This window comes from Acinetobacter sp. COS3 (assembly GCF_000475335.1).
In the GTDB taxonomy this organism is placed as follows: Bacteria; Pseudomonadota; Gammaproteobacteria; order Pseudomonadales; family Moraxellaceae; genus Acinetobacter; species Acinetobacter venetianus.
Genome location: NZ_AXCD01000078.1, coordinates 155,932 through 178,636 on the forward strand (window position 1 = coordinate 155,932; position 22,705 = coordinate 178,636).

General features: G+C 37.8%; 22 protein-coding genes. 11 read left to right on the forward strand and 11 right to left on the reverse strand.

The window, feature by feature from the left end:
• Positions 1-51: 51 nt before the first annotated feature.
• The 4 genes from fis to IO68_RS32765 all read right to left on the reverse strand — a co-directional run bounded on the left by fis (position 52) and on the right by IO68_RS32765 (position 3,045).
• On the reverse strand, positions 52-321 hold the full coding sequence (gene fis / locus IO68_RS32750) for a DNA-binding transcriptional regulator Fis (protein ID WP_001086304.1): 270 nt from the start codon (positions 319-321) through the stop codon (positions 52-54).
• Positions 322-696: 375 nt separating this feature from the next.
• Positions 697-1,560 (reverse strand): DUF3426 domain-containing protein, encoded by an 864-nt coding sequence (locus tag IO68_RS32755; protein ID WP_004878574.1) that lies wholly within the window; start codon positions 1,558-1,560, stop codon positions 697-699.
• 14 nt (positions 1,561-1,574) lie between these two features.
• Positions 1,575-2,480, reverse strand: coding sequence for a 50S ribosomal protein L11 methyltransferase (gene prmA / locus IO68_RS32760; protein WP_023014320.1), 906 nt, complete (start codon positions 2,478-2,480; stop codon positions 1,575-1,577).
• A gap of 175 nt (positions 2,481-2,655) precedes the next feature.
• Positions 2,656-3,045: a hypothetical protein gene (locus tag IO68_RS32765; protein WP_004878577.1), complete on the reverse strand. Its 390-nt coding sequence runs from the start codon at positions 3,043-3,045 to the stop codon at positions 2,656-2,658.
• 252 nt (positions 3,046-3,297) lie between these two features.
• On the opposite strand from IO68_RS32765, the gene mnmG reads away from it, so the two are divergent.
• Complete coding sequence (gene mnmG, locus IO68_RS32770) at positions 3,298-5,178, forward strand: tRNA uridine-5-carboxymethylaminomethyl(34) synthesis enzyme MnmG (protein ID WP_004878581.1); 1,881 nt, start codon at positions 3,298-3,300, stop codon at positions 5,176-5,178.
• Between the two features lie 73 nt (positions 5,179-5,251).
• Here mnmG and IO68_RS32775 read toward each other — a convergent pair whose 3' ends face one another.
• The 3 genes from IO68_RS32775 to IO68_RS32785 all read right to left on the reverse strand — a co-directional run bounded on the left by IO68_RS32775 (position 5,252) and on the right by IO68_RS32785 (position 7,355).
• Positions 5,252-5,875: a sterol desaturase family protein gene (locus IO68_RS32775; RefSeq protein ID WP_004878583.1), complete on the reverse strand. Its 624-nt coding sequence runs from the start codon at positions 5,873-5,875 to the stop codon at positions 5,252-5,254.
• A gap of 87 nt (positions 5,876-5,962) precedes the next feature.
• Complete coding sequence (locus IO68_RS32780) at positions 5,963-6,973, reverse strand: AraC family transcriptional regulator (protein ID WP_023014321.1); 1,011 nt, start codon at positions 6,971-6,973, stop codon at positions 5,963-5,965.
• Between the two features lie 160 nt (positions 6,974-7,133).
• The gene (locus IO68_RS32785) at positions 7,134-7,355 is read right to left on the reverse strand and encodes a DUF6500 family protein (protein WP_004878587.1); all 222 of its coding nucleotides are present in this window, start codon (positions 7,353-7,355) and stop codon (positions 7,134-7,136) included.
• A gap of 600 nt (positions 7,356-7,955) precedes the next feature.
• On the opposite strand from IO68_RS32785, the gene IO68_RS32790 reads away from it, so the two are divergent.
• The 4 genes from IO68_RS32790 to IO68_RS32805 all read left to right on the forward strand — a co-directional run bounded on the left by IO68_RS32790 (position 7,956) and on the right by IO68_RS32805 (position 13,455).
• The gene (locus tag IO68_RS32790) at positions 7,956-10,163 is read left to right on the forward strand and encodes a TonB-dependent receptor (RefSeq protein WP_023014322.1); all 2,208 of its coding nucleotides are present in this window, start codon (positions 7,956-7,958) and stop codon (positions 10,161-10,163) included.
• A 333-nt stretch (positions 10,164-10,496) separates the two neighbouring features.
• Complete coding sequence (locus IO68_RS34270; RefSeq protein ID WP_004878590.1) at positions 10,497-10,697, forward strand: hypothetical protein; 201 nt, start codon at positions 10,497-10,499, stop codon at positions 10,695-10,697.
• A 325-nt stretch (positions 10,698-11,022) separates the two neighbouring features.
• Positions 11,023-12,342 carry an NCS2 family permease gene (locus IO68_RS32800; protein ID WP_004878594.1) on the forward strand — a complete coding sequence of 440 codons (1,320 nt, stop codon included), beginning with the start codon at positions 11,023-11,025 and terminating at the stop codon, positions 12,340-12,342.
• Between the two features lie 114 nt (positions 12,343-12,456).
• Positions 12,457-13,455 (forward strand): adenosine deaminase, encoded by a 999-nt coding sequence (locus IO68_RS32805; protein WP_007479205.1) that lies wholly within the window; start codon positions 12,457-12,459, stop codon positions 13,453-13,455.
• Between the two features lie 42 nt (positions 13,456-13,497).
• Here the strand turns inward: IO68_RS32805 and IO68_RS32810 are convergent, their stop codons facing one another.
• Positions 13,498-14,052, reverse strand: a complete 555-nt coding sequence (locus tag IO68_RS32810) for a cytochrome b (RefSeq protein ID WP_004878597.1) — start codon at positions 14,050-14,052, stop codon at positions 13,498-13,500.
• A gap of 212 nt (positions 14,053-14,264) precedes the next feature.
• On the opposite strand from IO68_RS32810, the gene IO68_RS32815 reads away from it, so the two are divergent.
• The 3 genes from IO68_RS32815 (at position 14,265) to rnhB (ending at position 15,787) form a co-directional block, all read left to right on the forward strand.
• Positions 14,265-14,639, forward strand: a complete 375-nt coding sequence (locus IO68_RS32815) for a hypothetical protein (RefSeq protein ID WP_007479203.1) — start codon at positions 14,265-14,267, stop codon at positions 14,637-14,639.
• 150 nt (positions 14,640-14,789) lie between these two features.
• The gene (locus IO68_RS32820) at positions 14,790-15,158 is read left to right on the forward strand and encodes a hypothetical protein (protein ID WP_023014323.1); all 369 of its coding nucleotides are present in this window, start codon (positions 14,790-14,792) and stop codon (positions 15,156-15,158) included.
• A gap of 62 nt (positions 15,159-15,220) precedes the next feature.
• On the forward strand, positions 15,221-15,787 hold the full coding sequence (gene rnhB, locus IO68_RS32825) for a ribonuclease HII (RefSeq protein WP_007479199.1): 567 nt from the start codon (positions 15,221-15,223) through the stop codon (positions 15,785-15,787).
• Positions 15,788-15,857: 70 nt separating this feature from the next.
• Here rnhB and csrA read toward each other — a convergent pair whose 3' ends face one another.
• The 3 genes from csrA to alaS all read right to left on the reverse strand — a co-directional run bounded on the left by csrA (position 15,858) and on the right by alaS (position 20,353).
• Positions 15,858-16,121 (reverse strand): carbon storage regulator CsrA, encoded by a 264-nt coding sequence (gene csrA / locus IO68_RS32830; protein ID WP_004878605.1) that lies wholly within the window; start codon positions 16,119-16,121, stop codon positions 15,858-15,860.
• A gap of 239 nt (positions 16,122-16,360) precedes the next feature.
• Positions 16,361-17,641: an aspartate kinase gene (locus IO68_RS32835; protein ID WP_004878607.1), complete on the reverse strand. Its 1,281-nt coding sequence runs from the start codon at positions 17,639-17,641 to the stop codon at positions 16,361-16,363.
• A gap of 63 nt (positions 17,642-17,704) precedes the next feature.
• On the reverse strand, positions 17,705-20,353 hold the full coding sequence (alaS, locus tag IO68_RS32840) for an alanine--tRNA ligase (protein ID WP_171068590.1): 2,649 nt from the start codon (positions 20,351-20,353) through the stop codon (positions 17,705-17,707).
• A gap of 255 nt (positions 20,354-20,608) precedes the next feature.
• Between alaS and IO68_RS32845 the strand changes: the two genes are divergently transcribed.
• From IO68_RS32845 to IO68_RS32855, 3 genes are all read left to right on the forward strand, one after another.
• Positions 20,609-21,634 carry a type I glyceraldehyde-3-phosphate dehydrogenase gene (locus IO68_RS32845; protein ID WP_007478659.1) on the forward strand — a complete coding sequence of 342 codons (1,026 nt, stop codon included), beginning with the start codon at positions 20,609-20,611 and terminating at the stop codon, positions 21,632-21,634.
• A gap of 29 nt (positions 21,635-21,663) precedes the next feature.
• Positions 21,664-21,975, forward strand: coding sequence for a hypothetical protein (locus IO68_RS32850; protein WP_004878612.1), 312 nt, complete (start codon positions 21,664-21,666; stop codon positions 21,973-21,975).
• A gap of 143 nt (positions 21,976-22,118) precedes the next feature.
• Complete coding sequence (locus tag IO68_RS32855) at positions 22,119-22,646, forward strand: GNAT family N-acetyltransferase (RefSeq protein ID WP_023014325.1); 528 nt, start codon at positions 22,119-22,121, stop codon at positions 22,644-22,646.
• Positions 22,647-22,705: the final 59 nt, after the last annotated feature.

Here is a 22,705-nt window from a genome sequence, read left to right on the forward strand (position 1 = left end):
CTACAGATTAAGCATAAAAAAATGCCCACGAGAACGTGAGCATTTTATCAATTATTCACTCATTAAACCGTGAGCTTTTAACTTTTTACGTAAAGTTCCACGGTTAAGGCCTAAAATCTCAGCGGCACGTGTTTGGTTGCCACGAGTATATTCTAAGACCACAGATAAAAGAGGTTTCTCCATTTCTGCTAAAACCATGTCATAAACTTGAGATGGTTGCTCACCTTGCAATTGTGCAAAATAATGACGAACTGCGCGATCTACATGGATGCGAAGAGCGACATCAGATTGAGCCGTAAAAATAGGAGATTTGCTATTCATGCGTGTTAATCCGAAAAATCAAATATCGCTTGGGTAAAGCGATATATAAATGTGGTCTAAATTACTGAGCCCTGTTTTAGATCCTAAAACAGTGACTCTAAAACAAAAGGACTATTAGCTTGCCACAATTCCTCGATTTGTGTAAAAAATAAGCGTAACAATAGTTAAATATTTGTTACTGCCTACTTTCAAAAACAAAAAAACCAACAATGCGCTTATGGGATAGAAGCACAGTTCGTTTAACGATTTTATTGTCTATAAATAACGAGGAGTATGTAGGTCAAAGCATTCGTGGCGCGTATCATACCACTGTCTGTGAAAAAGTGAGCAAATTAACTGCACTTTTTTTTGTTTTTTTGTCACTTTTTTATGCTTTTAGGGCTGTACAATTTCTAAACTATAGTCATCAAAGCTATTTTTGCTTTTTGGAATGGTAAATTCGAATCTAAAAGGACTGTTTGATGGAATACGTTGAATCATTTTTAGACTGTCTACAAGATAGTCTTGTGGCTTCAATGTGATGTCGGTGATGGTTTCACCCTTTTCTTTTAGAACAACTTTAATAGAAGGAATCAAAATGCTGTTTTCATGGTGATTGATTAGCACGCCAGAAAACTTGGTTTCATCTTTGCTGATACGTTTTACTTTCACTTTTTCAAAACTGAGATACTTGTATTGTTCGTCTAAAGTTTTGCAGGTCAAAATACCGCATGCATAATTGAAAATTCGATTCAATGCTGGGCTTTCATGCATAAGCTTTGGATTGAACCACAATATTTGAAAAGCAAATACAAGAATTAAAACAATATTGCCGATTCCCCATAAAGAGTAATAAAGCCATCCGTGTTGTTTAGTATTTGGCTCGTGCTCTATTAATAAGGCATCTTCCGAAAGGTTTAGGTTGGGAAGGGCTGTAACGGGTTCGGTATTAAAGTAATTTAAGTTATTTAAATAAGTCAGTAAGTCGATATTTGAGTTTTCAATTTTTTGATCAAAAATACTCAATATCTGCATTTGTTTTTCTGCAAATGAGCTGTCTGGTTGTATTGATGAAAAGAGTGAACGGTTCGTAGTGCTAGGAACCGTTTCATTCGCCTCTGAATCTAAAAGATTGGTCAATGCATTGAAGTTGATCATGCATTTTGGGCAACAAACCATGCCCTGAGCAACGCTGAGTTGTGAAAGGGTCACTTTGTACACAGTTGAACATTTGGGGCAGCGGGTCTGTTTTTCACTCATAAGAAAAAGTATTCTCAAATTGTTGTTTTGCGTTTTCCTGAAATGCGACACCAGTTTTCTTCACGCTTTTCGATGTCTAATATATCAAAAAACTCAGAGTAAACACTAGAAACATCAGCAACTTGCTCTTCGATTACACCTGCAAGTGCGAACTCCCCCTCACTTTTGATTAAAGTTGAGAATTCAGGCGCTAGTGCCATTAGTGGTGCAGCTAAAATATTTGCTACTAACACATCAGCTTGTTGTTGATTGAACTCCTGATCAAACTCTTCAGGGAGACCAACATAAAGGCGATCAAGTACGCAATTTAATTCTGCATTTTGTTTTGTTGCCAACACAGCTTGTGGATCAATATCGGTTGCATAAACTTTTTTAGCACCAAGTAACAATGCTGCAACACCCAAAATACCTGAACCACAGCCATAATCGATGACAATTTTGTCTTTAACATCGGTTTTGCCTAACCATTGTAAGCATAAGAAGGTGCTTGCATGGTTACCTGTACCAAATGCTAAACCTGGATCAAGTTTGATGTTTGTCGCGTCTGCCTCAGGTGGTTCTAACCATTCTGGCACGATCCAGTATTTTTCGCCGATTTGGATTGGCTCGTAATAATCCATCCAAGCACGTTCCCATACTTGGTTTTCCAAATACTCATGGCGCATTGGAACATCTGGAAGTTGAGCTTTTAAAAAAGCTTCTAATGTATCAACATCGATTGGATCTTCTTCGTCTTGTTGATAGATCCCTGTAACGATAACTTTATTCCAAAGAGGGGTTTCGCCTGGTAGTGGTTCAAGTAAAGCCTGATCTTCTGCATCGTCTAAAGTCACACTGACAGCACCTAAAGAAAGAAGCAATGTTTCGGTGAGTTCAACTTGATTTTGATCAACAGTAATATGAATTTGTAGCCAGTTCACAGGAAAACCTAAGAAAATATATTTGCGATTATTGTAATAGATTCATGACCATGAAAGGGACAATAAAATAAGCTGATTACAATTTTAAGGCTATTTTTTTAGAAATTAAGCTATCTATGTATTCAAAATCCATAAAAAAGGATGCATTTAAGCATCCTTTTTTGAAAATATAAGTTTATGGAGCAGTTTGATCCATATCACCAGATGGTGCCATCATTGCTGGTGGTTGCTGCATCATTTGATGTTGCATTGGTGCCTGCATCGGCGCACTTACTGGGCGAGGTGCGGATTGTGTTTCTGAAATCTTGCTTTGCGTTTCAGGCATTGCATTACTTGCGGGCATTGGTGGTTGGAATACTAATTTACCAGCGTCATTTGGTTGACAAACACCATTGAAAATCACACCTTTTTGAGCAAAAGAAACCATATCACCTTGTTTTTTGCTCTTACATACTTGCACATACTTTTGAGCGAGTTGGTCTGTGTTTGATTTGGTATTTGCATGTGCCGCTACTGTGAAACATAAGCCACAAATTAGCGATGATAATAAAAGCTTAGTGTTCATATCATTTTCCTAAAGTATTTGTTATGCATTATCTAGAATAAGAAATTCCTTAAATAAAACAGTGGTGTTCAAGTTACCGATTATGGGGCGCTATGTTAACAGTAGGGTGGAATTGCAACATAACGTTACTTTTTGTGTATTTTGCAACCATTTCAACGGATTGCTAAAAACAAGAATATTGACCATTTTTGTCAATTTAATGGAAAACTCCTGTATAATACTCTGTCATTTTTTGAATACACATTTACCACTATGCACTATCCTAAGGTTTACGACGTTATCGTAATTGGTGGCGGTCACGCTGGTACGGAAGCGGCACTTGCTGCTGCACGTATGGGAAGACAAACATTATTGTTAACGCATAATATTGAAACTTTGGGGCAGATGAGCTGTAACCCAGCGATCGGTGGTATTGGTAAGTCACATTTAGTACGTGAAATTGATGCATTGGGCGGCGCAATGGCGTTGGCTGCTGATAAAGGTGGTATTCAGTTTCGTATCCTAAATTCACGTAAGGGTGCTGCTGTACGTGCAACACGTGCACAAGCAGACCGTGTCCGTTATAAAGCCGCGATTCGTGAAACCTTAGAAAATCAAGCAAACTTGGATATTTTTCAACAAGCGGCTGATGACCTGATTGTTGAAGGCGATACTGTTAAAGGTGTCGTAACACAAATGGGTATTCGTTTTGATACCAAAACAGTTGTGTTGACGACAGGTACATTCTTGGGTGGTGTGATTCATATTGGTTTACAAAACTCAAGTGGTGGTCGTGCAGGTGATCCACCTTCGATTGCACTTGCTCATCGTTTACGTGAACTTAAATTACCAGTAGGTCGTTTGAAAACAGGTACACCGCCACGTATTGATGCACGTTCAGTTGATTTTTCAGTCATGACTCCACAGCCAGGTGATTTTCCATCACCTGTGATGTCATTTATGGGTGATGTCTCTATGCACCCAGAACAAGTCAATTGCTATATTACCCATACAAGTGAAAAAACCCATGAAATCATTCGTGGTGGTTTAGATCGTTCACCAATGTACACAGGCGTGATCGAAGGTGTTGGCCCTCGTTATTGCCCATCGATTGAAGATAAAATTCATCGTTTTGCAGATAAAGATTCACATCAAGTTTTCCTTGAACCTGAAGGTTTAGATACACACGAGCTTTATCCAAATGGTATTTCAACGTCATTGCCATTTGACGTTCAGTTTAATTTAGTTCGTTCGATCCGTGGTATGGAAAATGCGCATATCCTACGTCCAGGCTATGCGATTGAATATGATTATTTTAACCCACAAGCATTAAAATTCACGCTCGAAACTAAAGCCATTCAAAACTTATATTTCGCTGGTCAGATTAATGGTACGACGGGTTATGAAGAAGCGGGTGCACAAGGTTTACTTGCTGGTTTAAATGCTGCGCGCCGTGCGTGGGAGCAAGAAGAATGGACGCCGAAACGTGATCAAGCTTATATGGGCGTACTCGTTGATGACTTGATTACATTAGGAACGAAAGAACCATATCGTATGTTTACCTCACGCGCGGAATATCGTTTGATGTTGCGTGAAGACAATGCAGATCAGCGTTTAACTGAAATTGGTCGTGAGCTTGGTTTAGTTGATGACGAACGTTGGGCTGCTTATAGTGAAAAAATGGAAGCAGTTGAGCGTGAAACTTCGCGTCTACAACATTTATGGGCAGCACCAAACAACCCAATGGGTAAAAAGTTTGTTGAAATGACAGGTGCTGATTTAAGTAAAGAATGTAGTGCGATTGACTTGCTTAAGCGTCCAAACATTAACTTCACTCAAATTGCTGAATTAACGGGTTCTGAGGTATCTCAGCAAGTTGGTGAGCAGATTGAGATTGCTGTGAAATATGAAGGCTATATCAACCGCCAGCACGAAGATGTTGCTCAATTAAAGCGTCTTGAAGAAACTCGAATCCCTGCTGATTTTGAATATGATGGTATTTCAGGTTTATCTCGTGAAATCACATTGAAGTTAAAAACAGTACGACCAGAAACATTAGCACAAGCAAGCCGTATTCCTGGTGTGACCCCAGCAGCAGTTCAATTGCTGATGATTACGATTCGTAAAAATAATATGGCGAAGAAAACGGCTTAATTTTTATTAAATAATTTGGTTTTGCTAAAAAGCCTAATCTTTATGATTAGGCTTTTTTATTGCTTAAACTTCTCTAAAGTGCGACTTCAATGCCTTGGCTTAAATTGAATTGATCTGTTTGTGTATTCTTATCAATTTTAGCAAATGCTTTCGGAAGTAGACGTCGTGCAGTGCGATTTACTCTTTTTTCTAACCATAATGGCATTTTAATCGCTAAAGGATTTGTTTCGGTATCCGATACATCAGTTAAAACACGAGTCCCCATGATGTAATCAAACCAAGGCTTAGTTACACACCAGTTTGCATTTTGATTGCTAGTCATGTGGTGATCATAATGCCATGGGATGCGCTTTTTGGCATATTCTGGATCAAGATGAGATTTGGCATGAACTTTCCAATAATTCCAAATTCCGTAGTACAAACCCGCTGTAAAAAAAGGCGCTACTGGTAGAAACACTGTTGATGCAATGGTTAAGCCAATTAAAGCTGATTTTTCATTATACATTTCTGAATTTTTAAACATAGATTCAGCATAGCCTTCATCATGAAAGTCATTTAGACGAGCACGTTTGTGATGGGCAATATGGGTAAAGAAAGGGCTATTTCTATTTTTGCTTGGGAACTCATGTAACCACACTTTATGAAAATACCATTCCATGCCATTTGCAACGAATATACCTACTGGAAAACCAATCATGTAAAAAAACCTCTTAAAACATGAGTTGGATTTTAGAAAAATAATTAGGTTTCCTTTTGACTTAACTGACAGTTTTATATTGCCAACTTAATCAAATGCAGATCGCTTACGTTGTCTATATGCAGTAGGTGTTTCTCCCGTCCAGCGCTTGAATGCTCTAGAAAAGGCAGAGGGTTCAGAAAATCCTGTTAAATATACGATTTGATCAATTGTTTCTTGGGTTTGTGATAAAAGTCGTCGAGAAAGGCGTTCTCTATATTGTGCAATCACTTTTTCATAGCTGGTATTAATCAGTTGTAAATCTGCTCTGAGGCTTCTAGCACTTCGATTTAAATGTTGAGCTACACAATTTTGATCGAATTCACCTGACTCTAATAAGCCACTTGCTAAAATTCTTTCTATTTCGGTAATTAGTTGATGTTTATCTAAAAGCTCAAGTTGTGATTTAGCATGATGCTCATGAATTTTTAATAATTCAGGTTCGTAAGCGGGTGAGGGTTGATCCAATAGTTTTCGATCAAAACAGATTGCACCCTCAGTTTGTGCCAGTTGAACCTTACATTTCCATATTTTTTGATATTCTTCAGAACAAGCACCCTCATTGTAGGGCAGCCAAATTTCTAAAGGCGAAAAAGCATCTTGACTAATATATTTGAAAAAATTTAAAAAAATTCCAATCGCACATTCAAGGTAATGTCTTACAGGGTGTGTTAAACCTGAGATGATCATATAGTCGCTATTCGATTCATCCAGTTTGAAGGACATTGCATCCGTAAGTAAGGCTTGATAACGAACAGTTCGTTTTAATCCCTCACCAAATGTTGGGCTGCTCAAAAAAAGATATTCAATTACTTGACCGCGAAAGGCGGGTACATTTGCGCCGACATGTAATCCAATATCTTGATCTTGACTGATTTGTTCAGCCGCTTGCCAAAAACGTTGTTGGGTTGAGTTATCACGTCGAACAAATTTATCTGGGGGTTGGTCAGGTAAATGCACACTAGCAAAAATTGCTGCTGCATCTAAATCCATTTTTTGCATGGTTTGATACACCATCCACAAAAAGATGCCTGCATCGCTGGTTTTTCTTGAGTGCATAAAAGAACATAAATACGAGTTTTAAAATCAATATACTATGCTCTTTTCATAATGGAAATGAATTGCCTTTTACTTAAACATGGATATTAAGCTATTCATTGGAAATATTTTTGTTTGAGTTCAAGCAACACAAGTTAAAGCAATCAGTCTTTATTAGGAGTCAGTTTGATTGTTCCAAGATGAGTGTTTTAATTTTAGTTGCTTTTTCAAAATGATCTAATCGATGTTCCATAATCCACCAATGTGCTGCTTCCATAAGCTGCTCAGGATCATCATTTTTATTGGCAAAAAATGCATAAAAAGATAAACCAACATTACTGCCTTTTTTAGCAATTTTATCATCACATACTTCTATGATTTTAGTTCTCAGTTCTGTACGCATCTAACTCTTCAAATCTTCATTGATGGATAATTGCATCATAATATACATAAAGCGGAACATGAATGAATGTGAAGTTTAGGGAGGGAAGTATTTCGTATAAGTGATGATTTAACCGTTAAATTGTAGTAGCTAACCGATCATACATAATATTTAAGTCTCTAAAATTAGAGTTTCTTTCCAAGCGTTAACTCCAACGATGGAATCCCCTCATTCATTACTTTGGAAGTTGGAGAAGGGGAAGGTCAATCGTCTTGTTAGCGGCAAGGGGTAGAAAATTTATGCTGAGCGATAAGGAACTAAGGACACTCAATCTTCCATATTAGAGTGGATGTTTCATTAGAACCCTAAAAAAGATTGAATTATTTTGTGCGTAGCCGAATGTAAAATTGTTTAAAAAGAATAACACATGGATGTTAAAAATATTTTTGGCAATTTTTTACTCACTGTATCCGCTCTATCTATCTCATCTGGGCGATAAATAAGCACTAAAAGCAAAAAATAGACTTAAAGATGATGAAAATGAGAATTATTTTTATTAAAATTGTATCGTTTTTATATTTTTAAGCTTTTTTTAATTTTTATTTGAGTTTGGATATTTTTATGAGTCTCTCGATACCTAGTGCACATACTAAGCCTGTTTTTAAGTTCAGTTTACTTACGGTGATGCTGATCCAAGCGCAATATGCGATTGCGAACGAAGAAAATACGCAAACAGCTGTTATGCCTACAATTAAAATCGAGGCGATGAGTGAGCTTGATCCAATCAAAAGTTATATTGATTATGAACAGGCAAGTGTGACTCGTAACGGTCTTAAGAAAAAAGATATTCCCCAGACCATTGATACCATTGATGTTCAAAAATATAAAATCTATGGAGCCAATGATCTGAGCGTCATGTTGCAAGGAACACCGGGTGTTTCTACGAGTTATGATATGCGTGGAGATGGGATTAGCCTAAGAGGATTTAATGCAGATACTGGTGATATCTATCGTGATGGTATTCGCGAAAGTGGGCAGGTGCGCCGTAGTACTGCTAATGTTGAGCGAATTGAGATTTTAAAAGGTCCTGCCTCAGTACTTTATGGACGTAGTTCTGGTGGTGGTGTGATCAATATGGTCAGTAAAGTTGCCAATTTTAATTCTAAAAGTTCTGTTGGTATTTATGGCGGATCATATGATAACTATGGTTCAACAGTTGACCTAAACCAAGTATTAACAGATAACGTGGCTGTGCGTTTGACTGGCGAATATGGAGAGTCTAATAGTTTCCGTTCAGGCATTGAAAATAAAATCGAAATGTTGTCTCCAAGTTTTACTTATAAGAATGATGATGGTCTAACTTGGACGATGCAATACACCTATGACAAATTGCATCGCGTTCCAGATCGAGGACCTGAATTTTCTGAGCTTCCAAAAGGAACTTCGATCAAAACAGGATTTGCGCAAAAAGGCGATTATGTCAATGACGTATTACAGATAGCCCGTTCAGACTTGAATTATGAATTTGCGCCAAATTGGAACTTTCATTGGGCTTTAAGTCATCGTCAAGCTGAACAAAACTTTGATCACTTTTATTCTGGTACGTATTGTCAGACTGATCAGACGGTAGCTAAAAACATTGGTTCTTGTGATGGGCATGCAGGGGAAATCTCTCAAATTTATTATTGGCAACAAACAAGTAATAAGACGACCAGTAATAGCTTTGATATTCGTGGTGAATTTGATACAGGTCGCTTAAAGCATAACCTTCTAGTGGGTGCAGATTGGACCTATGAGCAACGTGAACCAAAACTCGCAAATAAAAATCAAGATGGTTCAATTCTGTGGGGATATGTCAATCCATTGACAGGTGAGCGTTCTAACTCACGAGACGGCAGTGATTTAAAGCTTAATACACATAACTATAATCAAAGTGAAGCTTATGGTTTATTTATTCAGGATTTAATTAGCTTTAATGATTATTTCAAAGTTATGCTCGGTGGGCGTTATGATTATTTCCATTCGAAGACAACAAACCGTTTGAAAGACAGTAATGATCCTGATTATCAACGTAGTATTGATGGTGAAAGTTTTAGCCCGAACATCGGTTTAATTTGGCAACCAATTGAAAGTCAAAGTTTCTATGCATCTTATAGTAAAAGTTTTGCACCATTTGGGGGGAGTGTTGGTGTAAATGTAGTGTCTGCAAATACAAACTTAGATGCTTTTGATGCAGAGCCACAATACAACGAACAATATGAAGTGGGTGTTAAAAGTGATTGGATCAATGATCGTTTAAATACTCAACTTTCTGTATTTGATATTCGTAAAAACAATATTCGCTATAAGCCTAATCCAGATGATGAGCCAAATGTCTGGGCTGTCGGTGGGCAACATCGTTCTCGTGGTGTTGAATTTAGCTTCATTGGGCGTGTGTTGGATAATTTATTTGTTCGTGGTGGTTATGGATATAACGAAGCCGAAGTTACAAAGGATAAGGAGAAACCTCAGAATATTGGTAAAGTACTGAATAACGTGCCAAAACATACAGGTAACTTATTTGTACGCTATTTGCCGACAGATAAAATCTATACAGAGGTTGGTGCAACTTATGTAGGTGATGCAACAGTCTATGCACGCGGTAATTTGGATAATGATCCTATGTCATTTGATGGTTTTACTCGAGTAGATGCGGCAATTGGTTACAGTGCTGATCCTTGGAATGTAACGATAGCAGTGAATAATTTAACGAATAAAGAATATTGGCGCTCAGCATCAATGCCGGGAACACCGCGTAATTTCTTAGTTCGTTTAAACTATCAATTCTAAATATCTAAATTGTTGCAATACGGAACATCTTTGCTCTTTGAGCAAAGATGTTTGTTTAACTAAATGTAACAGCTTTATATATTGATAAATCAACCAATTGGTAAAATTTAGCTATACAAAAACTTGCTATCTAATTGAATTATATAAAATGCTATTGCTTTAAAAACTAGATTATTCTAGTATTTATTTGGATATAAAATGTACAGAACCAATTTGTGAAAGGTTATATAATTGTGACTTATTGCTAATTAGTGGTTGTTAAATGTTAAGTGGTTCTCATTTTTGTTCTATTTTGTTAGTATTAAAGAAAAGCATACAATTGAGATAATAATAATGAAGATATTACTTGCACTATTAGTTGTTTGTTCCGTCTTTGTTTTGGGATATGCATCGTATGCGGATGCCCAAAACAAAAAGCGGGAAGAGCTTATAAAGATTGTCAATGATGCTGAGCATAGTTTAAATGAGATCCAACATAATCCTAACTATGTAAAGCACAATACGCATTTGTCTTCTTATAAGCAAAAAAGTTGAATTTTGCTTGATCATCTAATCAAAAATTAGGTGACTCAGGATGAATGGATTGTTTATGCTTTTTTTATGCTGTGATACTCAAGTTTTGATGAGAATCTGTTAAAATATTTACCATTAAATAAAAAGCTGCATCTCGTTATGCAGCTTTTTACGTTTTGATATCGGAATCAAATTTATACCTATCGTCTGCGTAGCAAGTGCAATATTGGCATATAGATTGCTTTATTGTCTTGTATACCTTTTTGTGTACATTCAAAAAACTATTTGAAACACAAGCGTATAGATTTCAAATTCTACGATCTTAGATTTTAACAGGTGCTATGTTATGACAACGCCTAATGCTTCGGCTGGTTTGTTAGAACGCTTATTTAAGTTGAGCGATAATAAAACCAACTTTAGAACAGAAGTTCTAGCTGGTGTAACTACATTTTTGACCATGTGTTACATCATCATTGTAAACCCACTCATTCTTTCTGAAACAGGAATGGATCATGGCGCTGTCTTTGTAGCGACCTGTTTGGCAGCTGCAATTGGCTGCTTGGTCATGGGGATTGTTGCAAATTATCCAATCGCACTTGCACCAGGTATGGGCTTAAATGCTTATTTTACCTATTCAGTGTGCTTAGGCATGGGGGTGCCTTGGCAAACGGCTTTGGCGGCTGTGTTCGTTTCAGGTTTGGTTTTCTTAGCGATTAGCTTTTTCAAAATTCGTGAAGCAATCGTGAATGCAATTCCTATGTCGTTAAAGTTTGCAATCGGTGGTGGTATTGGTTTATTCCTTGCTTTGATTGCACTTAAAAATGCTGGAATCATTGTAGATAATCCTGCAACTTTAGTGGGTTTGGGTGATATTAAACAGCCTACAGTTCTATTGGCATTATTTGGCTTTTTAATGATTGTTGTATTGCACCAATTTAAAGTGCGTGGCGCAATTATTATTAGTATCTTGGTCGTTACTGCGATTGCAACAGCAATGGGCTTAAATGAATTCAAGGGTGTTGTTGGTCAAGTTCCTTCTTTAGCGCCTACCTTTATGCAAATGGACTTTGAAGGATTATTTACTGCAAGTATGGTTGGGGTAATTTTTGTCTTCTTTATCGTAGATTTGTTTGATAGTACAGGGACTTTGGTTGGTGTTTCACATCGTGCTGGCCTTCTTCAAGATGGAAAATTACCACGTTTGAAGAAAGCGTTATTTGCTGACTCTACTGCTATTGTTGCAGGTGCTGCCCTAGGTACATCATCTACCACACCATATATCGAGTCTGCTTCGGGTGTTGCAGCGGGTGGACGTACAGGTTTAACAGCGGTTGTGGTTGCATTCTTATTTATTGGATGCTTATTCCTTGCACCATTGGCTCAATCTGTACCAGGTTTTGCGACTGCACCAGCTTTGTTATTCATCGGTGTGTTGATGATTCAAGGGATTACGCACATTGATTGGGATGATATTACGGAAGCAGTTCCTGCATTTCTAACCATCGTATTTATGCCATTTACTTATTCGATTGCAGATGGTATTGCAATGGGCTTCATTAGCTATGCGCTAGTTAAATTACTGACAGGCAAAGCAAAAACAGTTCCATATATGGTTTGGATTATTGCTGCTTTGTGGGTATTTAAATTCATCGCATTTGGTGGCTAAGCAAATCGTTGCTATTCATTTATTATTCTCTTTGAGAAGTATTTTTTCAAAGAGAACCCTAAAAGGGTGTACTCGTTCAGGTAACACCCTTTTTTATTTAGACGCGGAGTTCATATGAATCAAATCGAGCTGATTCGTGCTTTACCAAAAGCCGAATTGCATGTGCATATTGAAGGGACTTTTGAACCAGAACTGATGTTTGCAATTGCACAGCGTAATCAGATTCAGATTCCTTATCAATCAGTTGAAGAAGTGAAACAAGCTTATAACTTTCACAATCTTCAATCATTTCTAGACATTTACTATGCAGGTGCAAATGTACTTGTTCATGAACAAGACTTTTATGATCTCGCTTGGGCATACTTTGAAAAATGTGCTGAAGATCGAGTTGTTCATACAGAAATGTTCTTTGACCCACAGACACATACTGAGCGTGGAGTTGAATTTGCGACAGTATTGGCGGGTTTAAAACGTGCATGCACAGATGCAAAAGAAAAATTAGGGATTAGCTCTCAGTTGATCATGTGCTTCTTGCGTCATTTAAGCGAAGAAAAAGCATTTGAAACACTTGAGCAAGCATTGCCATTTAAAGATGACATTATTGCAATTGGACTGGATTCAAGTGAAGTTGGTCATCCACCATCAAAGTTTGAACGTGTTTTCGCTAAAGCGCGTGAAGCAGGATTTTTGATTGTTGCACATGCTGGTGAAGAAGGCCCACCAGAATATATCTGGGAAGCACTGGATTTACTCAAAGTGAATCGTATCGATCATGGTGTACGTTCAGAAGAAGATGAGCGTTTGATGACACGTTTAATTTCTGAAAAGATGCCGTTAACGGTTTGTCCACTCAGTAACTTGAAATTGTGCGTTGTGAAAGATATGGGCGAACATAATATTCGTCGTCTATTACAGAAAGGTGTACATGTTACTGTTAATTCAGATGACCCATCATATTTTGGTGGTTACATGAATGATAACTTTATTGCGATTCAAGAAGCGTTAGCACTGAGTCATGATGAATTAAAGCAGCTTGCGATCAACTCTTTTGAAGCTTCGTTTATTTCTGATGAAGAAAAGCAAAAGTGGATTGAAGAAATTAAAGCCATTTAAAATAAAAAAACCGCATTATGCGGTTTTTTTATGCCTTTATATTTATTTAGGTTGACGTAACATACTCAGCAAGACGTTATCTTTATCAATCACATGGTGTTTAATCGCAGCCAAAATGTGTCCAGCAACTAGTAGACCTGCAAACCAAGATAAATAAATATGCAGCGGTTTTACAATTGCAAGTAGATCGGGATTATCTTGTACTAAACGAGGGATCTCAAATAAATATAAAACAGGTGCAGGATGACCAGCACTCCAACTAAACAAACAACCCGTAATTGGTAGAGCTAATAACATTAAATAAAGGAATAAATGCCCTATATGCGCTAAGCCTTTCATCATCGGTGACATCGTTGCTGGTAACTTTGGTGCAGGATGTGTGTAGCGCCAAAAAATACGAATAACAACCAAGAAAATAATTGTTGTTGCTATATTTTTATGTAGGGTAATGACAGTTCCCTTAAATCCACCATCGACTTCATAGCTTAAAAAGTTTCCGCTATAGAATCCGATCAGCCATGCGGTAATAAAAATAGCAGCCATGAGCCAATGCAGAACTTGCGCCGTGCGTGTGTAATATTGTGCTGAGGTTGACATCGCAACATCCTAGCTGTGATATGAGTGATTTGATTTTAATTAGCTCTTTTTATTGCTTATACAGTGTATACGTAACAGAGCGTTTTATGCATGCAACGTTCAATGAAATTTGCCTATTGTTATATTATGTAATAAGTCTACAGAGTCAATTGATTAAATCTTTTATTTCGTCAAAATACGCCTGCCAAAATTTTGGATATAGGTCTAAGGTCGTGAAAAAATTATTACTTGTATTGCCAGCACTATTTGCGCTTAATGCTTGTGTAGCACCAAATGCGAATAACACTACAGCTACCACATCTCAACAGTTAGGCATGACAGCATTGAAAGTTGCTGTAAATGCGAAATGTATCAATGAAATAAATACTTTACCAGCTTGGAAAACAGCGACACGTTTGATGACGACTGAACAACGTGAAAACATTCAAACGAATGTTTGTGGTTGCGTAAGTGAGAAAGCTCCAAATAGCGTTACAACAGTAGAATTAGCGACTGCTGCGATTGATCCAACTGCTCGTGCAACAATCGTAAGCCAAGTGGTATCTGAAACGGTAAATGCATGTGTTGCTGAAGCATTGAATAAATAATTAATTCAGTACATAACTAGCAAAGTTGGATATTTCGGCTTTGCTTTTTTAATAAAAAGTAAAATTAATACCATTTTTCAATTTTAAATCACGCTTAGATCATCTAATTTGAACACTTAAAACTTTAATCACATAATTAGGCTATAAATAATGAAAAAGAATCATTTGTTATTCATTCTATCAACATCCTTAACTCTATTGGCATGTAGCAGTGCTCAAAGTGCTGAACACAGCAAATTAAAATTAGGTATATCTGCTATTGAGTTTGCTGCGCAAACAAAGTGTAGCCATGATATAGATGATTTTGCTGCGTGGAAGGTGGCGAGTCGATTAATGAGCAGTGAATTAAAGAAGCAAAAGAAAAAACAAATATGTAAATGTGTTGGAAAGAATGCACCAACTGTTCTGTCTCCATCTGAACTTGCTTTAGCTGCCGTCGATTCAAAAGCTAGAACAGCGTTAACAGGTGTTGCTGTTGCAAAAACAATGAATGCTTGTGTGTCAGAAGTGGTAAAATAATAAATTAGTGAATAACGTTCAGTTAGCTGCAATCAAGGCAGCTAATTTTTTGTGGAAAAGATATGTTTGTTGCTGGTGTAGATGAGGCAGGGCGTGGGCCATTGGTAGGTTCAGTGGTTGCGGCGGCTGTAATTTTAGATCCGAATAATCCGATTGAAGGATTAAATGATTCTAAAAAATTAACTGAGAAGAAACGAGAAAAACTCTTTTTAGAAATTAAAGAAAAAGCATTGGCGTGGTCAATTGCAGAAGCAACTCATGCTGAAATTGATGAATTCAATATCTTACAAGCGACATTTTTGGCAATGCGTAGAGCAGTAGAGGGTTTACAAACTCAACCAGAAAAAGTCATCGTGGATGGTAATCAAATCCCTAAGGGAATCACTATTCCTTGTGAGGCGATTGTTGGGGGAGATGCGAGTCATGCTGAGATTAGTGCCGCGAGTATTTTAGCGAAAGTAACTCGAGATCATCAGATGAAAGCTTTAGATTTACAATATCCTGACTTTGGATTTGCAAAGCATAAAGGCTATCCTACAAAAGCGCATTTTGAGGCGATTGCTACTCATGGTGTGATAGATGAGCATCGTCGTAGTTATGCGCCAGTGAGAAAAGCATTAGGTTTATAAAATACTTTGCCCAAAATAATTAAAGCGACTGTAAAAAGTCGCTTTAATTATTGGAGAAAAATTCTGTGCATTAACGATTGAAGTTATTATTTCGAGTAAAATCGGTATTATCTTCTTCATAAGAAAGTTGATAATCTTGATCAAGATGTTGTAGATGCTCATGCATGGCACGTTCATGTTGGATACGTTGGTAAATTTCCTCACGATGCACAGAAACTTCTTTTGGAGCATTTACACCAATACGCACCTGATTGCCTTTTACGCCAAGCACAGTAACACTGACTTGATCCCCAATCATTAATGTTTCTCCGACACGACGGGTCAGAATCAGCATGTTTATCTCCTTGCTAAACGCTTAAACTTGCGACAGGGAATTCATTTTAGAAAGCACAGCCTTAATATACAGAAAATTCTAACAGAAATATGTAAAAAACATTCTTTTTCGTAAGTTCTGTTGGAACTTCCTGAAAAACCTCACGGATTAATATAACAGAGCCACTGTAGGAAAAACTATAGTGGCTCTGTTTTTTTTTGCTATTTACTTGAAAGTAAATATGTTTAAGCAGCTATTAATTAAGCACGTGCACTGCTTTCGCCGTGTTCACGGTCTAAGCCAAATGCAGTGTGTAAACAACGAACAGCAAGCTCTAAATAGTTTTCTTCAATCAATACAGAAATTTTAATTTCTGAGGTAGAGATCATCAAAATATTGATGCTTTCATCAGCTAATGCAGTGAACATTTTGCTCGCAACACCTGCATGTGAACGCATACCAACACCAACGATAGATACTTTAACGATGTCATCACGAGTTACAACTTCACATCCTTCGATGCTGCTTGCAGTTTGCTCTAGGATAGCTTTTGCTTTTGCTAAATCAGTGCGATTAACTGTGAAGGTAAAATCAGTCGTACCATCTTCTTCAACATTTTGGATAATCATATCCACTTCAATGTTGGCATTGCTGATTGGTGACAAGATTTTAGATGCAATACCTGGCTCATCAGGAACACCCAAAATAGTGAGTTTTGCTTCGTCACGGTTAAATGCAATACCTGCAATGATTGGTTGTTCCATATCGTCCTCTGCCTCAGTCGTAATTAGTGTGCCTACGTTTTGTTTGAAATCTTCATCAAATGCGCCATCATCATCATTATCAAAACTTGATAATACACGCAGTGGAACTTGATATTTACCTGCGAATTCAACAGAGCGGATTTGTAAAACTTTTGAGCCTAAAGATGCCATTTCTAGCATTTCCTCAAAAGAGATACGGTCAACTTTCTTCGCTTTTGGTGCAACACGCGGATCAGTCGTGTATACGCCATCAACATCAGTATAAATTTGACATTCATCTGCTTTAAGTGCTGCTGCAAGTGCTACACCAGAAGTATCCGAACCACCACGACCAAGTGTTGTTGTATTACCTTCAGCGTCAAAGCCTTGGAAACCTGCAACGACGAGTACGCGACCAGCATCTAAGTCCTTTGTCATCACATCAGTATCAATAGATTCAATACGTGCTTTGGTGAAAGCACTATCCGTTTTAATACCGACTTGGCGACCTGTATAAGATTTAGCTTCTACACCAATTGAGTTCAGTGCCATAGCTAACATGGAAATCGTTACTTGTTCACCCGTTGATACCATTTGATCTAATTCACGTGGGTCAGGGGTGGTGGTAATGGCTTTAGCAAGCGCAAGTAAGCGGTTTGTTTCACCACTCATTGCAGACACGACAACGACCACCTTGTGACCGTGATCATGCCAACGCTTGACACGACGAGCTACATTTAAAATGCGCTCAGGAGTACCCATAGAAGTACCGCCATATTTTTGAACGATTAATGCCATAGTTGTTCCATATAAGCCATGACCCCGAGAGGCATCAGGGTCAGTTACACAAAAGTGAAGTTCTTATTGCTCAAGCCATGCAGGTAATGCTGCGATCACTTGATCAAACTTCTCGTTTAGTGGCGCGCCACCTTGTGCTAAGTCAGGTTTACCACCACCTTTACCACCAAGCTCTTGAGCTAAGTGTTTGATGATGTCACCTGCTTTTAGAGTTGCAGCATATTGTTTAGCGACGGACGCGATTAAACTCACTTTATCGCCTTCAACGCCAGCTAAAATAATGACTGCATCTTCCAATTTTGATTTTACGCTGTCATGTAGATTGCGTAGTGACTTTGCATCCAGACCTTGAACAGTCGTGATAAGTGTTTGACGACCAGCAATTGTTTTTACTTGGCCGAGTAATTCAGCTGCTTGGAAACTTGCTAACTTCTGATTAAGTTGTTCAATCTGTTTTTGCAAGCTAGACGCCGTATCAACAATTGCTTCAACCTTCTCAACGGTTTGCTCTTTTTGAGCTTTAAGTAAACCATTGATTGTCTGAATATCACGATCGGCTTTTTGAACAGCTTCGAGTGCTTTTGTACCTGTTACCGCCTCGATACGACGAACACCTGCGGCAACACCACCTTCAGAGGTGATCTTGAATAAACCAATATCACCTGTACGTTTTACGTGAATACCACCACATAGTTCGATCGAGAAGTTTTTCTCCTCAATCACAGAACCCATAGACAATACGCGAACTTCTTCGCCATATTTTTCTCCGAAAAGCATCATTGCGCCTTTCGCTTTTGCAGATTCGATATCGAGAAGTTCGGTATTTACTGGAGTATTTGCGATCACTTCAGCATTGACTAAACGTTCGATCTGTTGAATTTGTTCAAACGTAACAGGTTGATCATTGGCAAAGTCAAAACGTAAAATATCGCTTGCGACTAAAGAACCTTTTTGTTGAACGTGATCACCTAAAATCTGACGTAATGCAGCATGTAAAAGGTGAGTCGCAGAGTGATTGCGAGCGGTTGCATCACGTAGATCTGCTTTAACTGTCGCTTCTACATTTTGTGAAGTTTTTAGGCTACCAACAGTAACGATACCTTGGTGTACAAATGCTCCACCAGATTTTTTAGTATCTTGAACTTCAAAGATACCTGTATCGTTCTTGAAGATACCTGTGTCACCAATCTGACCACCACTTTCTGCATAGAAAGGGGTTTGGTTCAATACGATAAGTGCTTCATCACCTTCGTTAACTTCATCAACCTGAACGCCATCTTTATAGATCGCAACAATTCGACCTTGACCCTGAGTTGCATCATAGCCATCAAATTGTGTTTCGCCTTCGACTTTAACAATGCTGTTATAGTCAACTGCGAATTTACCAGCATCACGAGCACGTTGGCGTTGAGCAGCCATTTCTACTTCGAAGCCAGCTTCATCAATCGTTAGATCACGTTCACGTGCGATATCAGCAGTTAAGTCCATTGGGAAGCCATAAGTATCATAAAGTTTGAATACAGTTTCACCTGCAATCACACTACCTTTTAGTTGAGCGAGTTCACCCTCTAAAAGTTTTAAGCCTTGCTCAAGTGTCTTGGCAAACTGTTCTTCTTCACGAATTAAAGTTGCTTCAATAACATCTTTACGTGTAACTAATTCAGGATAAGCTTCACCCATGACTTCGATGAGTGGTTGTAGCATCTTGTAGAAGAATGTACCTGTTGCGCCTAGTTTATTACCATGACGTACTGCACGACGGATAATACGACGTAACACATAACCACGACCTTCATTTGAAGGATTCACGCCATCCGCGATCAAGAAGCAGCAAGAGCGGGCATGGTCAGCAAGAACACGTAAAGAAGGTTGACCTTCTTCTTGAATGCCAATGATGTCAGCAGCTGCTTTTAACAAATGTTGGAATAAGTCAATTTCGTAGTTCGAATTGACATGCTGAAGCACAGCTGAAATACGCTCCAAGCCCATACCTGTATCGACAGAAGGTGCTGGAAGAGGGTGCATAACACCATCCGCAGTGCGGTTGAACTGCATGAAAACGTTGTTCCAGATTTCGATGAAGCGATCGCCATCTTCTTCTGGTGTACCTGGTAATCCACCCCAGATATGGTCGCCATGATCATAGAAAATTTCAGAACAAGGGCCGCAAGGACCTGTATCACCCATTGCCCAAAAGTTATCTGAAGCGTATTGACCGCCTTTGTTGTCACCGATACGGATAATACGCTCGGCATCTACGCCGATCTCTTTATTCCAAATGTCAAAGGCTTCATCATCAGTATGATAAACCGTGACATAGAGACGATCTTTTGGTAAGCCTAACCATTGTTCGCTGGTTAAAAATTCCCAAGCAAATTTAAGTGCATTTTGTTTGAAATAATCACCAAAAGAGAAGTTACCTAACATCTCAAAGAATGTATGGTGACGAGCAGTATAACCGACATTATCAAGGTCGTTATGTTTACCACCTGCACGTACACATTTTTGTGATGATACTGCGCGTACATAGTCGCGCTTTTCTAAGCCTAAGAAACAATCTTTAAACTGGTTCATTCCAGCATTTGTAAACAGCAACGTTGGGTCATTGGCGGGAACGAGAGAACTCGACGCGACACGTGTGTGGCCTTGCGATTCAAAATAACGCAAAAAAGCTTCACGAATTTCAGCTGATGTCATAAAACGAGTACTCACAACCAAGACACTCCATAATTTTGAATTTGGCTATATGCAATGAGGAAAGTTGTTTTAAGTTCTACAATCGAACCTATTGCATGGCATAGATTTTAAAAGTGCTAAATTATAACGGAAAATGTGTGCCCAACCAACGATTTTACAAGCAATATCATATAAAACTGTGTTTAAGCTAAAAATCTATATTCAACAATGCTTCTCATGTTTTACCATATAGCATAGAAAAGATGATGTTTTGATGAATAAGGATGCTACATGCAACGTATCGCTATCAATGGATTTGGTCGAATTGGTCGGAATGTGTTACGTGCATGGTTTGAAAACTCAAAGAAGTTTCAATTTGAAATCGTTGCCATTAATGACATTGCTGATGTACAGACTTTAGTGCATCTTTTTAAATATGATACGACGCATGGTCGTTTTGCTGGACAAGTTGATATTCAAATTGATGGCGAGCACATTTTTTTGAACATTCAGTCAAATCAACGTCAACTCAGATTACAAGTGTTTAATAACGAATGTCCTGAATGTCTACCATGGGAAAAATTAAATATTGACGTGGTGCTTGAGTGTACAGGTCTTTTCCGCTCCAGAGCTGATGCAACGCGTCATGTTGAGGCAGGAGCAAAAAGAGTCATTATCGGGGCTGCACCTTTCGATACCGTTGATGCTGCGATTGTTTATGGTGTAAATCACGCAGACGTAAAACCCTCAGATCAAATTATTTCAAGTGTTTCATGTACAACGCAAGCATTGGTACCACTGGTTAAAATCATTGATGATGCTTTTGGTATTGAAACAGCACTGATGACTGAAATTCATGCGGTAACAGCGGATCAATCTGTTTTAGACCATGCACATCGAGATTTACGTCGAGCAAGAGCATCTGGACAAAATATCATTCCAACGACATCAAGTGCTTTAGGTGCATTGAAACGTGTTATGCCTAAAATGGAAGATCGTATTGATGGATATTCGATACGTGTACCGACCATAAATGTGGCGGCAATTGATCTCACCTTTATTTCTCAATCACCAATTACCGTACATAAAATAAATGAGGTGTTGGTCAAAGCGGCACAATTTGATTATGCTCAAATTATGCAAGTGACAGATGAGGATCTTGTATCAAGTGATTTTAATCATTCACCATATTCTTTGATTGTGGATTTAACACAAACAATCGTTGTTGGTCATCAGGCGAAAGTTTTTGCTTGGTATGATAATGAATGGGGCTATGCGAATCGCTTACTAGATCTGTGCGAATCATTTAATAAATAATTTTAGAAAATAAAAATTGGAGAGGGGAAATGGGATTAATGATGATGTGGGGTTTCATTATCTTATTAATGTTGGCAGTTATTTTTTTATTTTGGTTTCAATTTAAAAATGTAGAAGTTAAAAATCAGGATGTAGAGGTTCTCCAGCTTGAAGAGAAAGTGCTTCACTTAGAGCTACACCTTAAAAAAAGCTTAGAAATTATGCAGGATTTGGCAAAGAAAATGCATGTTCAACAAGAGGTGTTGGATAGAACAGTGGCGAATATTGCCGCACTAGAAAAACAAAATGCCGAACTAGTAAATGTTTTAGAGATCGTAGTTAAAAGTGGTAAAGGGAAATAGTAAATTAGGTTGTTATATGTTTAAAATTTCAAATTGATTGCATTTAGTTTAATGATATAAACCTATTTTCAGACATGGGAATGATCTTACTATTTTTATTTAACTTCAAACTATTAAAATTCATAATAATTTTGAGGATGTGAATGAACTATAATTTAAGTAACTTTGAATTCCGTCTTACTTGTGAAGATGATTGGGAGATACTTAAAGCCATTCGTTTGCAGTCATTATTTGATCGTCCTGATGCATTTACTGCAACTTATGCAACTACTGAGAAATATGATGAGAAAGAATGGCGTAATCGGGCAGCTCAAAGGACTAACAATCAATATATTCTCGCGATTCACAATGCTCGGGCAGTGGGTATAGTTGGTGGAACTCTTAATTCTGAGTTAGAGTTTAATGTGATTGTTATGTGGGTTAACCCTTTATTTCGTGGCAGTGGTGTAGCAGATCATTTGATTGTTGCAGTTAAGAAGTTAGCGATTTCTAAAGGACATCATCGAATTGTACTAAGCGTCTCTGATCATAATCTGCATGCGAAAAATCTTTATCTTAAACATGGTTTTCAATTTATATCTAATTTAGATGGAATCTCTCTTTGTTCTGATACAACTGATACAAAAAGTCAAAAAATGGAGTGTTTTATTAAAGGTATAGACTTAGATTAATTATTAGAATTTTATTAAACTTACTGTTTCGATATTTATAAAAATTAAAAATAAACTCT